The organism is Pseudomonas sp. NPDC078416 (assembly GCF_050268485.1).
GTDB lineage: Bacteria > Pseudomonadota > Gammaproteobacteria > Pseudomonadales > Pseudomonadaceae > Aquipseudomonas.
In genome coordinates, this window is record NZ_JBNNGV010000024.1 from 1 (window position 1) to 13,350 (window position 13,350).

The following is a 13,350-nucleotide window of genomic DNA, read 5'->3' on the forward strand; positions in this document are numbered from 1 at the left end:
GCTTGCCCGCGAAGGCGTAGGCGCGGACGATCAATATGCGTCGGATGTACTGGCCTCTTCGCGGGCAAGCGCGCTCCTACACCGATCAGCGACGCATCATGGATGCTTGCGGCGCACGCACTCGCTTCTTCCCGACTAAAGCCGGTCCTACTGACGGCACGCGGTCCCACTAAAACACCGCGTTTAATCCGCCAGCCAGCCGTTGACCCAGTGCTGAAGGTTGTCGCCGCGCAGGACGTAGTCGCGCATGACCACTTCTTTCAGCTCATCGCCCATGCGGTAGCTGGCGTCCGGGTCGGCCAGGTGCATGCGGATCGCTTCCAGCCATTCGGCGGTGCTGTTGGTCATCACGCGGGTGCACGGCAGGTAACCGTCGTAGGCCCGGGTGTCGGTGCAGATCACCGGGTAACCGCAGGCGCCGTATTCCAGCAGCCGCAGGTTGCTTTTGCAGTCGTTGAAAATGTGGTGCTCCAGCGGCGCCAGCGCGAGGTCGAGGTTCAACGCCGCCAGTTTGGCCGGATAGGCCAGCAAGCCTACGGACGGATGAAACTCGTGCACGTAAGGCCGCAGCGCCTCGGGGCACATGCCGAAGAACACCCACTCGACCTGATCGGCCAGCTCGCGCACGACCTCGGCGATGATCTCCAGATCGCCGGCATGGCTGGTCCCGCCGCCCCAGCCGACCCGAGGTTTTTTCGAGGTGCGGCGCTGGCTGCGCAGGCCGGTCCAGAGCTGTGAAGCCAGCATGTTCGGAACAACGCGGATGTCGTGGTGCATCCCCGACAGCGCATCGGCCAGCGTCACGGTCGACACCACCACCCGATCACACAGGCTGGTGCCCAGACGCACCATCGCTTCCATGTTCGACGGCATGCTGCGCAAGTGGCCGTTCTTTTTCGGCACGCTGATCACGTAGTCGTCCAGCTCGTAGATGCGCCGGGCGTTGGAGTACGCCTTGAGGCTGGCGACCTGATCGATGGAGTTCTGACTGTAGCGGCACTGCACGATGATCACGTCCGGGGACTGACGCTCCAGATCGATGATCGATGGCAGGTCGTAGCTCATCCGCCCTTCGATTCGGCCGTCGGCCTCCAGCTCCAGAAACGGCTGGGACACGCGGTAGTGACCCACCGCCGTGCTGTTGACCGGGATCGCCAGCACGTTCGGCAAACGCCGCGATGAATAAGGGTTCCAGCCTTTTTTCAGGCCCGGTTCCAGGCTGTAGAACGAACCGGTCAGGCGCAGGTTGGGGTTGTAGGCCGGGTCGCGGGCGAGGATTGGCAGCCAGCGTTTGTAGAAGGCGTGCTGATCGTCGATCTGGGATTGTTTGTCGCGGGCCTGTTCCGCCGGTGTCGAGGCGCCGATCGCCAACACGGCGCGCGGTGCCCAGACCACCAGATGGCCGGACTCCCGCACGCGCAGGCAGAAATCCACTTCGCTCAGGCTGCCGCTGAATTCGTTGCTGTTCAGGCCGCCGAGCTGCTCGAACAAGGCGCGGCGCACCAGCAGGCAGTGGCCGCCCACCGCGCTCAGGTCCTGGGCTGCTTGCAGCCGCAGCAAGTGACCGGGCGCATGCAGTGGCTCGCCAAAAAATGCAGGGCCGGCCGGGCCGTGGTAACCCAGAATCAGCCCGGCCTGGAGAATGTAGCCTTCGGGGGTGAACAGCTTGCCGCCGACCACGCCCACTTCTTCGCGCCGACCATGATTGACCAGCTCGCCCAGCCACGCGGAATCGGCGACCACCGCATAGACGCTGAGCATCAGCAAATGCTCGCCGCGGGCATGCACGGCGGCGAAGTTGCGAAGATCGGCACCGTTGCCCTGCCCTTCGTAATGCAGCACGCGCAGGGTATCGCCACCGATCTGCTGCATGTCCGCCAGCCAGGACCGAGCCTCCGGATGTTGACTGGCGCAGTCGACGATCAGCACTTCGAAGCGATCGTAAGTGGTCTTCGAGAGCAGCGACTCGACGCAGCGCTGCAACGCCGCCAACTGGTCCTGGTGGACGACGATGATCGACACCAGCGGACGCGCGTCGCTCAAATAATCAATGTGATTGACCCACTGCCCTTCCACTTCGCGCAGCTGATGGGCGATGCCCATGCGATGCAGATGCGCACCGAGCACCGGGGCGTTTTGCGCCACGGCCTCATCCAGCGCCAACCACGCCTGAAACGGGAACTGCGACTCGACGAGGATTTCCGATACGTGCTGAACCACCACGCCGTGGGCTTCGGTCAGGCGCCAGATCGCGTCGTGGGGCGCCAGCTCGCCGTAGGCGGAATCGAAACCGCCGAGCCTGACCAGCGCGTCGATCTGAAACGCCAGCACCCGGCCGACGTAGGGATAACTGCGCAGCAGGTCGAGGTTGAAATCAGGCCGAAAGACCGGCTCGGCCGATTCGCCTTCATGCAGCGCGCCTTCGTCGCCGTACAGGCACAGCACGTCCGGCGAGTGGGCCACGCGTTCGGCGAGAATCAGCAATGCACAATCGGTCAGCCGATCCCCCGCCCGCAGCAGGTAACACCAGTCGCCGCGCTCGAGCTGCGGCAACAGGTCATTGACTTGCGCCAGCCAGTCGGGCTGCAGCGGCAAGGTGAACACACGGCCTTCGAGCACCGGCGTTTCACAGGCGCTGGACAGCACCAGGGTCAGTTCGGCGGCGTACAGCTGCGCATCGAGACTGGCCAGGGTCAGCGCCACGCCGGCGGCGCTGGCGTGCTCGTCGAGCACCACCGCCACCATCTTCGGCTGCGACGGCCAGGTGGCGACGTTATCCGCCACGCGCAGGCGATCGGCGCCAAACAGGGTGCGGAAGCTCAACCATTGCTGGTACAGCTCGGCGAAACTTTCGCTGTCGGTGCCGACTCGCCACGGCAAGGAGGCCTGTCGGTCACCCAGCATGCGGCTGAGGGGCAGCTCTTGCCACACACGGGGTTGCTCCAGCGCCTGAGTCAGCGGCACGAAGCGCACCCAGCCATATTCGGGGGCATCTTCGCCGGTGCGCGCCTTGAGCATCTTGCCCAGCCATTGACGCTCGTCGGTGATCAGGTCCCTGACCCACTGCTGGCGGCTCAAGCGGTCCGGGTGCAGGCGCTCGGCACTGAGCACGTCGTTGAGCATGACCATGTTGCCGCGCTTGAGCAGGCACACGTAGAGCACGAAATCCACCAGCGCGGTGAAGCCGTCGCCGACTTCACGGAGCGCCGGCAGAATCACCTGCACGTCGCTGCGACGCATCAATGAGCTGCTGAACCCGCCGAGAAAGTTGGTCGGCGAAATATCAAATACGGAGAGCAGGTCGGCGCCGTAGAACACCGAGCTGGATTCGGCCAGCGGGGCATTCTCGATGCGCACCGGCAACTGAATATCCTGGGGGTCGCAGAAATAACGCTGGGCCAGCACCAGGCTGACGTCGTCATGCTCGACCAGAATGCTGGCCTGACGCGCGACGGCCGCCGGAAACAGCCGGTCGTCATCGCAGAAAAACTTGATGAATTCGCCCTGCGCTTCATGCAGGCACACCAGCAGGTTGCCGACGAAACCCTGACGCTTGGGGTTGCGCACATAACGCAACGTAACCGGGCTTGAGTCGAGGTGCTGTTCAACGATGCGCTGGATCTCGTCGGTCTGGCTGTCGTCGCAGACCACCACTTCAAGGGGCCGATAGGTCTGTGCCAGTGCATCCAGCAGGGCTCGCTGGAAAAAGCGCGGGTTGTAGGCGGGAATGACGAGGCTGACGAGGGGAGCTGAATTCACGGGCGGGACTCACGAGCGGCGCCGTTCCCCGGGGAAAGGATCGACATTAACCGCTGACAATACGGTTGACGCTCAACGGTGGCGACACCTGTTGATCAGGTGCCGCCCGCCGCTGGGCCGATTACAACTTGCTGAACAGGTTCAGCGCAGACAGCTGGGTGAACACCAGCTGCGAGGCCTGCAGCATGGTTTTCTGCAGGGTCAGACGGGCGATGGCATCGACCGGATCGGACGCGGTGATCGTGCCCGATTCGGTGCTGCCGTTGTCGATCATGCTCTGGTTGGTCACGCCCTGATCGGTCGCCGTCCTGGCCCGGGCACCGCCGTCGCTGGTGGCATTGATGATCTGCTCCGCCGCACTCTTCAGGTTACCGATGGTGGACGTCATGGTGGCCTGCAGTTTCTGCTGGGCAATCGGATCGCCATCGACCTTGCCGTTGAGCGCCGTGATGACCTTGGACAAGGTATTCAGCACGTTCTGGCTTTGCTGGGTCGAGGACTGCGCGGTGAACTGGTCACCTGCGGCCATTGCCGGTGGCGAGCCGCTGAAGGTGAAGGTCACGCCGGAGGCCGTCGCCGTGTTACCGCTCAGCGTGCCGGTGGACACCGCTTTGCTGGTCGCCGGGTCATAGGGGGCCGCGTACAGACTGAAGTTGCTGGCATCCGTGAAGCGCACGACAGCGCCGCCCGACGGGAAGGTTTTGTCGAACGCGGCCTGATCGGTCACCACCGAGCTGGTGATCACATCGGTCGAGGTGTTGGCCGGCAGCCGCGAGGTGCTCACGGTACTGGGGGAGACGCCCAGCTCGAAGGTGTGGTCTTTCACTGCTGCGTCTGCAGCCGTGGTGTCTGCGTACTGATCCTTGGTCAGGTTGATGTTCAGGTTCAGTTCCAGACCCCGAAAGGTGATGGCCTGGTTCGCCGAACTGGTGGACGCAAACTTGCCGGTAGCCGTCGCATCGCCCGTCACATCCTGATTGTTCTTGTCGAGGATCGTGTACGCCGTGCTGCTGGTGAAGGAAATCTTGTACGGCTGGCCGGCGGTGAAACTGTTGTCGTAGGTGGCAGCGTTGCTGACGCTGCCGCCGGACAAGGAAATCACGCCGTCATCAGCGCCCGCGACCAGGGTCGTCGAGGTGCGCGTGGTGTTGGTTGCTTGTTCGAATGCATCCCAGCCGGTGGTGTTGCTGGCCATGGAAATGCCGCTGCCGACGGCCAGCAGGTTGCGCGTCTGGTCGCCCTGATAGCTGTAGGTGCCGTCGGAGCTGACGGTGTATGGCGGGGTGGTGCCCTTGGACCCGGAGAACAGATAAGTGCCATCGGCATCCTGGCTGTTCATCAGACCGAGAATCTGCCCCTGCAACTCTTTGAGCTCGGCGGCGTTGGCCTGGCGGTCCTTGTCGGTGAACGAGGTGTTCGCCGCCCCCAGTACCAACTCCTGCGCGCGCTGAATCGCCGAGGTGATCGACGTCAAGGCCGTCTCGGTCTGCACGACGGTGGTATTGATCGTATCGATGTTGGATTTGTACTGATTGAGCATCGTGCCCTGCTGCTGCAACTGCAGCACACGGCCCGCGCCGACCGGATCATCGCCGGCGGTGTTGAGCTTGACCTGGCTGGCCACTTCGTCACCGGTTTTGGTGACATTAGCGTAGCTGCGCGAGTAGTTCGAGGCGCTGGTTTCGTAAAACTGGGTCGTTGAGATACGCATGGATTACGATTCCTTAAAGACTGTTGATCAGCGTGCTGAAGATGGCTTGGGCCGCTTTGATGATCTGCGACGAGGCGGTGTAGTACTGCTGATACTTGACCAGGTTGGCGGCTTCTTCGTCCAGCGACACGCCGGAAACGCTGTCGCGTGCGCTCTTGGCCTGGGTCAGCACCGCGGTGGTCGCCGTCGTATCGCTCTTGGCCTGGGCCGCCTTGCTGCCCACCGTGGTGATCATGTTGGCGTTGGCACCGCTCAGGCTCATGCCCGTGCCGTTGCCGGCGGCGGTGTCGAGGGTCTGTTTGGTCTGCAGCGTACCGACCGAGGTCGCGTTGCGGTTGTCCGAAGACCCGGCGCCGGTCATGGCAATGCTGTAGGTGTCGCCGCTTTTGGCCTCTCCGGCGAGGGTCATGCCGAACTTGAACGACTGCGCAGCACCCGACGAGTCGGTGTAACCCACTTCCAGACTGATGTCGTTGGACTGGCCTGGAACAACTGAACCGGTGATCGCATTGCCGGACTTGTCTTTGACCGCCGCGCCCTGTGCATCGACCAGCGAATAGCTCTGAGCACCATTGGTGACATCGCCCATGAGCAAACGCATCGGCGTCGAGGCCGAGAGCGCGTTACGCAGGTCGGCGGTGGCGGTCGGGTTGTAGATGTCGGCCTGGGTCGACAACACGGGCTGGGTGAACGTCCCCGAGCCTTTGTTCACAAGGGCGCTGCCGGTCAGCGGACTGGCCGAGGCGATGTCTTTCGGATCGGTCATTACGACCTTGATGCCATCGGCGCCGGTCTTGGTCGGGCTGATCTTGAAGCTGTCACCCTCAGTGGAGGTGCCGTTGAATTTCAGCGAGAACCCGTCGATGACCGGCGCGGTGGTGGCGTTGGTGTTGTACGAACCCATGTCCTTGCCGTCCGGCAGACGCTTGACGCTGTACTGGCCGCTGGCATCGGTGAACGTCACCTGGTAATCGTTGGTCTGCAGGGCGCCGCTGTTGGCAATGGACACCGCGAAGTTGCCCGACGACTGATCGTTGGTCGTGTTGGCAAGGCTGCGCTGGCTGGTCAGGCTCGGGTCGTTGATGCTGGTGAACAGGTTGCTGCCGAAGTTGCCGTTGGCGTCCACGCCCTGATTGAGCTGGCTGTTAATCTGGTCGGAAGCGACCACCGCCAGACGGCCGAGCTCGCTGGCGGCCGGCTGCAGCACGTCGCTGCGATAACGCAGCAGTCCGCCCAAGGAGCCGCCGGTCACGACGCTTGAGACATCGACTTCGTTGTTCTGATATTTCAGTTTCAGCGCATACACGCTGGGGTCGCTGTCACTGGGCGCTGCGCTCAGGGTGTTGGAGGTGGTGCCGGTGACCAGCGGCTGGCCGGTGCCGATGTAGACGTCATAGCTGCCGTTGGTTTCAACGACCTTGGCGCCCGCCAGTTCGTTGAGCTGGCGTACCGCTTCGGTACGTGAATCGAGCAGCGTATTGGGCTGACCGCCGGAGGACTGAGTCTCGGTGATCTGTTTGTTGAGGGTGGCGATGGACGACGCCAGTGCATTCACCTGACCGACTACTGTGGTCATCTGGGTATTGATGCTGGCGTTCTGGTCCTTCATCTGCGACGAGATGGAGTTGAACTGACCGGCCAGGGCCGAGGCACTGGTCAGAAACGTCGTGCGGGCGGCGTTGTCGGTCGGCTTGGAGGCCAGGGCGCCCAAGTCAGTGAAAAACTTCGCAAGCACGGTGCTGACGCCGGTCGAGCTGTCCGACAGGATGGAATCGAGCTTGCTGGCCTGGCTCAGGTACGCGGTGGCGTCGGCGCTGAGCGATGTGCTGGTCTGCAACTGGTTATCGAGGTAGCCGTTATAGATGCGGCGCACGTCGGACAACGTCGTACCGGTGCCGATGAAACCGACGCCGATGTTCTGCTGAGCCCCGGCGGCGGTCATCACTTGCTGACGCGAGTAGCCCTGCGTGTCGACGTTGGCAGTGTTGTTGCCGATCGTCGTCAATGCTGCGCTGCTGGCGGTGAGTCCCGAAAGCCCGATTGAGATCAGTGACATGGTTCAAACCTTATAAAGTCGTGGAAGAGCCCGAGGCGGATGCGTAGGTCTGGTAACTCTTCATCTGTTTCGCTATCTGAGAAATCTTGCTGGCATAGGACGGGTCGGTTGCGTAGCCGGCCTTCTGCAGCTCTTTCACAAACTGTTCCGGGTTATCGGCGGATTTCAGGGTTTCTTGATAGCGATTGTTGTTCTGCAGGAAGCTCACCAGGTCGTGGAAGCTGCTGGCGTAGGAGTCGTAGGCGCGGAAGTCCGCGGTCTCCTTGACCATCTGGCCGTCGCGGAACTCGCTGGTGATGGCTCGGGCTTCCGGCCCTTTCCAGCCGCCCTGGGCCTTGATGCCGAACAGGTTGTGGCTGCTGCCGCCGTCGGACTGACGCATGATCGATTTGCCCCAGCCGGTTTCCAGCGCCGCTTGCGCAACGAGCACGCTCGGATCGACGCCGATCCGCGCGGCAGCGTCCTTGGCCAGGGGCATCATCGTGGCGACGAAGTCATCCCGGTTGGCGAATGCACTCTTGCCCGGCGCCAGCGGCGTCTGCACGCGACTGCGCACATAAGCGTCAGCGTCGGCGGCGTACTGCGGCCCGACGGTCCAGTCGCCATTGTTCTGAGAGCCTGCGCTTTTCGCGGCGGCCACGGCATTGGAGACGGCAATGCGGTTTTTCAGTGTGGTGGCGCTCGCGCTGGCGTCCTGGCCGGGGGCAGTGTTTGGCACGATGCCGGCCATGATGCGGTCGCTGAGCTTGCTCGGCAGCGACAGGCGACGGGAATTCAGCGCCGCCACGTCGCTGTGCGCGGTGCCGTCGGTTGCAGCGGGCGCGGTCACCGAACGGGTGGCCCACAACGGACGCTGGGCAATGCGCGTGGCCAGGCCGGCCTGTGCTGGTGCATCGGCTTTACCGTCGACCTTGGCCTCCGTTTTGCCGCCGGACACCAGCCCGGTGCTGGCCGGCGCGATTTGCGTGCCCTTGTTTTTCGACAGCTGACGCATGAGCACGTCCTGCAGACCAATACCGCCGCCTTCGCGAGACATGCTCACCGACAGCTGCTGGTCATACATGTCCTGATACTGCCGCGTCGCCGCGGTGTTCATCGGGTTGTCCTTGGCCAGCACTTCGTTGGCCGAACGCATGGCCTTGAGCATCTGGCTGACGAACAGCGACTCGAATTCCTGCGCAACTTTCTTGAGGTTGCCCTCGCTGTCGCGATCACCGGTTTTCATGGCGGTCAGACGGTTGAGGTCGGTATACGCACCTGAATCACCGGAAGAGACGCCGCCGCTTGGAATGCTCATTCAGTCTGCCTCTTAAATCACGATCAGGTCGGCTTGCAACGCGCCAGCCTGTTTCAGTGCTTCGAGAATCGCCATCAAGTCGCCTGGCGCTGCACCCACCTGGTTAACCGCGCGGACAATTTCATCCAGCGTGGTGCCCGGGCCGAACTTGAACATCGGGTGCATTTCCTGCTGGGCGTTGATCTTCGAACGCGGGACCACAGCGGTCTGGCCGTTGGAGAACGCGCCCGGCTGGCTGACGATCGGGTCTTCGGTGATGGTCACGGTCAGGCTGCCGTGGGTAACGGCTGCCGGCGACACCTTGACGTTCTGGCCGATGACGATGGTGCCGGTCCGCGAGTTGATGATGACTTTGGCGGACGTCTGGCCCGGATCGATTTCCAGGTTTTCCAGCACCGACAGGTAATCAACACGCTGGTTGGGGTCCAGCGGCGCTGTGACCCGCACAGAGCCGCCGTCCAGCGCCTGAGCGACGCCAGGGCCAAGCATGTCGTTGATCTTGTCGACGATGCGCTTGGCGGTGGTGAAGTCGTTGCGATTGAGGTTCAGGGTCAGCGAGTTGCCCTGGTTGAAGCCACTCGGCACGGCACGTTCAACCGATGCGCCACCCGGAATACGCCCGGAAGACGGAACGTTGACAGTGATCTTCGAGCCGTCGCGGCCTTCGGCATCAAAACCGCCGACCACCAGGTTGCCCTGGGCCACGGCATAGACGTTGCCGTCGATACCCTTCATCGGGGTCATCAACAGGGCACCGCCGCGCAGGCTTTTCGAGTTACCGATGGACGACACGGTGATGTCGATCTGCTGACCCGGCTTGGCGAACGGCGGCAGGTCGGCGTACACGGCCACGGCCGCGACGTTTTTCAGCTGCACGGTGCCGGAACCCGCCGGCACCTTGATGCCGAACTGCGAGAGCATGTTGTTGAAGGTCTGCAGGGTGAACGGCGTCTGGGTGGTCTGGTCACCCGTGCCGTTGAGCCCCACCACCAGACCGTAACCGATCAACTGGTTGGTCCGTACGCCGGAAATGCTGGCGATGTCCTTCAGGCGCTCGGCGTGGGCGCCCAGTGCGGTGGTGAACAGCAGCGCTGCCGCTATCAGTTGCTTGAACGTGATCATGGCTATCCCGCTATCAGAAAGGGAACAACGGGCTGAGGAAGAATCGGTCGAACCAGCCTGGCTGACTGGAATCGGCAAACGCGCCTGTACCGGAATAAGTGATGCGTGCATCGGCGATGCGAGTCGACGACACGGTGTTGTCAGTGGCGATGTCATCGGCGCGGATCAGGCCGGCGATGCGCACCAGTTCGTCACCGGTGTTGAGGGTCATCCACTTCTCGCCGCGTACCAGCAGAATGCCGTTGGGCATCACGTCAGCGACGGTCACGGTGATCGAGCCGGTCAGGCTATTGCTCTGCGCGGCCTTGCCGTCACCCTTGGTCGCGCGGTCGCCGGTGTAGCCGGCGTCCAGGCTGAGGTTGCCGCCACCGACCGGGTTGTTGGTGCTGACGCCAGCGCCAAACAGCGAAGTCAGGCCAAGGCTGGTTTTGCTGGTCTTACTGATCCCGGAGCTGGCGGCCTTGCTGGCAGCCATCTTCTCGGAAAGCGTGATGGTGATGATGTCGCCGACCCGATAGGCCTTGCGGTCGCCGTACAGGTTCTGCTCGAAACCGGCCTGATAAATCGAACCGTTGCTGGCCGCTGAAGGCAGCGGCGTGCGCGGCAACACCGGCGCGTAATAAGGGTCATTGGGTTTGGCCGCAGGCGCAACGCAGCCGGTCAGCAGCGCGATACCGCACACAGGAGCTGCCAACAGGGAAAGCCGCAATACAGAGAGCCGTTTCATGACACTTAAAACCTCGCGGTGTAGCAGGCGTTTTTCAGGCGCCCCTTGTAATTGATCAGGTGTTTCGCTGCAGGACATCAGGCGTTTCAAACAGGGCTTACAGGTTCTGGGTCACGTACTGGAGCATCGAGTCAGCGGTCGAGATGACTTTGGAGTTCATCTCGTAGGCGCGCTGGGTGGTGATCATGTTCACCAGCTCTTCAACGGTGCTGACGTTGGAGTTTTCCAGGGTGTTCTGCTTGACAACGCCCAGACCGTTGAGGCCCGGTGTACCGACCTGCGGTGCGCCGCTGGAAGCGGTTTCCAGGTACAGGTTGCCGCCCTGGGATTGCAGGCCGGCCGGGTTGATGAAGTCCGCGGTCTGCACGTTGCCGATAATCTGTGGCGTGGCGGTGTTGGCCGAGGTGGTGATCGACACGGTGCCGTCTTCGCCGACGGTGAAGGTCTGCGAATCCTGCGGAACGACGATCGCCGGCTCCAGTGCGTAGCCGTTGGCGGTGACGATCTGGCCATTGCTGTCCAGGTGGAACGTACCGTCACGGGTGTACGCCAGGGTGCCGTCAGGCTGACGGATCTGGAAGAAACCGCGACCGTTGACCGCCATGTCCAGCGGCTGGTTGGTGGTCTGCAGGCTGCCGGCGGTGAAGTTTTTCTGGGTGCCGACGATGCGCACACCGGTACCCAGTTGCAGGCCCGATGGCAGCTCGCTGTCCTGAGTGGACTGGGCGCCTGGCTGACGTTTGATCTGGTAGAGCAGGTCCTGGAATTCCGCACGGTCGCTTTTGAAACCGGTGGTCGAAACGTTGGCCAGGTTGTTGGAAATGGTCGTCAGGTTGGTGTCCTGGGCGGCCAGACCGGTTTTAGCAACATAGAGTGCCGGAAGCATGTTTGAATCTCCTCGAGCGCCTGTTTATCGGCGCAAGCTGTCAGTCATTAGCCCATTTGCAAGACGCGAGCCATCGACTCGTCATCCTGCTCGGCGGTCTTCATCATCTTGATGTGCAGTTCGAATTGGCGGGACAGCGCCAGCACCGAGGTCATCTCGTCGACGGCGTTGACGTTGCTGGCCTGCAGAAACCCGGATTCGACCTGCACGTCGGCATCGGCCTGTGCCGGTCTGCCGCTCTTGGTGTGCATGAGACCGTCGGGGCCTTTTTCCATGGTCGTCTGGTCGCCCTTGACCAGCTTGATGCGGTCGATCTGCGCCATGACCTGCGGGCTCTCGCCCAGCGAGCGAACGCTGATGGTGCCGTCGGCGCCGATCTCGATCTGCTGCTGCGGCGGCACGGCAATCGGCCCGCTGTTGCCCATGACCGGCAAACCATTGCCATCACGCAACACGCCAAGGGCGTCGATGTTCATGCTGGAGGTGCGGGTGTAGGCTTCGCCGCCGTCGGCGGTTTGCACCGCCATCCAGCCGTTGCCTTTGACGGCGACGTCCAGCTCGCGACCGGTGTCGACCATCGCGCCCTGGCTGAAGTCAGTGCCGGGACGTTCGCTCATGGCGTACGCCCGGGACGGGTTGACCTCGCCGAACACCGGCATTGAGCGCGCCTGTTCGAGGTCGCGTTGAAACCCGTTGGTCGAAACGTTCGCCAGGTTGTTGGCATGGGCCTTTTGGGCGATGGCGTTTTCCGACGCTCCGCTCATGGCCACGTATAGCAACTTGTCCACAGTCTTCCTCCTCCGACAGACGCTTGCCGCCTGTAGCTGTACTGAACAGGTCATAGCAATAATCGAACCAGTTTTTCAGCGGTGATACAAAGCGTTGATTCTTCAATGATTCCGGCCGCATTCGGCGGACCGGGATCCGGTTTGGGCCGCCGCGCGACAGCGGACCGCCGGTTTCCTGCAAATCGACGGCAGCGAGCGCCAGAAAACTCTCCATGGGGTGCGGAACTTGCAGCGTTTTATGAATTCGCTTGAGTCGCTACGGAAAACTGTCATGGGTCTTCGCATCGCCCTGCTCCTTACATTGATTGCCGGCTCGTTTGCCGCTTGGGCGGCGCCGGCGCCCTATTTCCTCTGGCAAGGCGCCCACCGCACGGTCTGCGCCCAGACCAGCCCGGGCAAAGGCTGGACACGGATCAGCGCCGCGTATGTGAAGTCGGATTGTTCGATTTAAAGGGCGCTCCTACATGTTCCGCAGCGTCCGCAGCGTCCGCAGCATTTAGCGCAGACCAAAACTGTGCCTGAACTTGCGCAGATTCCGAGCCAGACGACGATCAAATGTACGAGTGAGCTTGCTCGCGAAGGCGATCTGCCTGACACGAATCAATCGCCTGACACGCCGCCTTCGCCAGCAAGCCGGCTCCTACGGATTCTGTGTCCGCCACAAAATTTGTGGCTTGCCGAGATCCACTGTAGGAGCGCGCTTGCCCGCGAAGGCGGTTTGCCTGTGATGAATCAATCGCCTGACACGCCGCCTTCGCCAGCAAGCCGGCCCCTACGGATTCTGTGTCCTCCACAAAATTTGTGGCTTGCCGAGATCCACTGTAGGAGTGAGCTTGCTCGCGAAGGCGGTTTGCCTGTCACGAATCAATCGCCTGACACGCCGCCTTCGCCAGCAAGCCGGCTCCTGCGGATTCTGTGTCCGCCAAAAAATTTCTGGCATGCCGAGATCCACTGCAGGAGCGCGCTTGCCCGCGAAGGCGATCTGCCTGACACGAATCAATCGC

General features: G+C 62.4%; 10 protein-coding genes. 1 reads left to right on the plus strand and 9 read right to left on the minus strand.

Going from position 1 to position 13,350, the window contains the following annotated elements; genetic code table 11:
* Window positions 1-183: 183 nt before the first annotated feature.
* From ACQKEN_RS18975 to ACQKEN_RS19010, 8 genes are all read right to left on the minus strand, one after another.
* The gene (locus ACQKEN_RS18975) at window positions 184-3,759 is read right to left on the minus strand and encodes a glycosyltransferase (protein ID WP_427687863.1); all 3,576 of its coding nucleotides are present in this window, start codon (window positions 3,757-3,759) and stop codon (window positions 184-186) included.
* Between the two features lie 121 nt (window positions 3,760-3,880).
* Window positions 3,881-5,470, minus strand: a complete 1,590-nt coding sequence (locus ACQKEN_RS18980) for a flagellar hook-associated protein 3 (protein ID WP_427687865.1) — start codon at window positions 5,468-5,470, stop codon at window positions 3,881-3,883.
* A gap of 13 nt (window positions 5,471-5,483) precedes the next feature.
* Window positions 5,484-7,526 carry a flagellar hook-associated protein FlgK gene (gene flgK, locus ACQKEN_RS18985; protein WP_427687867.1) on the minus strand — a complete coding sequence of 681 codons (2,043 nt, stop codon included), beginning with the start codon at window positions 7,524-7,526 and terminating at the stop codon, window positions 5,484-5,486.
* A gap of 10 nt (window positions 7,527-7,536) precedes the next feature.
* Window positions 7,537-8,823 carry a flagellar assembly peptidoglycan hydrolase FlgJ gene (gene flgJ, locus ACQKEN_RS18990; protein ID WP_427687869.1) on the minus strand — a complete coding sequence of 429 codons (1,287 nt, stop codon included), beginning with the start codon at window positions 8,821-8,823 and terminating at the stop codon, window positions 7,537-7,539.
* Between the two features lie 12 nt (window positions 8,824-8,835).
* Window positions 8,836-9,945 (minus strand): flagellar basal body P-ring protein FlgI, encoded by a 1,110-nt coding sequence (locus tag ACQKEN_RS18995; RefSeq protein WP_074893047.1) that lies wholly within the window; start codon window positions 9,943-9,945, stop codon window positions 8,836-8,838.
* A 13-nt stretch (window positions 9,946-9,958) separates the two neighbouring features.
* Complete coding sequence (flgH, locus tag ACQKEN_RS19000; protein WP_065987267.1) at window positions 9,959-10,672, minus strand: flagellar basal body L-ring protein FlgH; 714 nt, start codon at window positions 10,670-10,672, stop codon at window positions 9,959-9,961.
* A 97-nt stretch (window positions 10,673-10,769) separates the two neighbouring features.
* A complete protein-coding gene (flgG, locus tag ACQKEN_RS19005) occupies window positions 10,770-11,558 on the minus strand; it encodes a flagellar basal-body rod protein FlgG (RefSeq protein ID WP_065987266.1) in 789 nt (262 codons plus the stop codon).
* Window positions 11,559-11,605: 47 nt separating this feature from the next.
* A complete protein-coding gene (locus ACQKEN_RS19010) occupies window positions 11,606-12,346 on the minus strand; it encodes a flagellar basal body rod protein FlgF (RefSeq protein ID WP_074893051.1) in 741 nt (246 codons plus the stop codon).
* 271 nt (window positions 12,347-12,617) lie between these two features.
* Here ACQKEN_RS19010 and ACQKEN_RS19015 point away from each other — a divergent pair, with 271 nt between their 5' ends.
* Entirely contained in the window at window positions 12,618-12,797 is a 180-nt protein-coding gene (locus ACQKEN_RS19015; protein WP_427687872.1) for a hypothetical protein, read from the plus strand.
* A gap of 321 nt (window positions 12,798-13,118) precedes the next feature.
* On the opposite strand, the gene ACQKEN_RS19020 is transcribed toward ACQKEN_RS19015, so the two are convergent.
* Window positions 13,119-13,350: hypothetical protein (locus tag ACQKEN_RS19020; protein ID WP_427687874.1), on the minus strand; the 232-nt coding region annotated here is incomplete at its 5' end.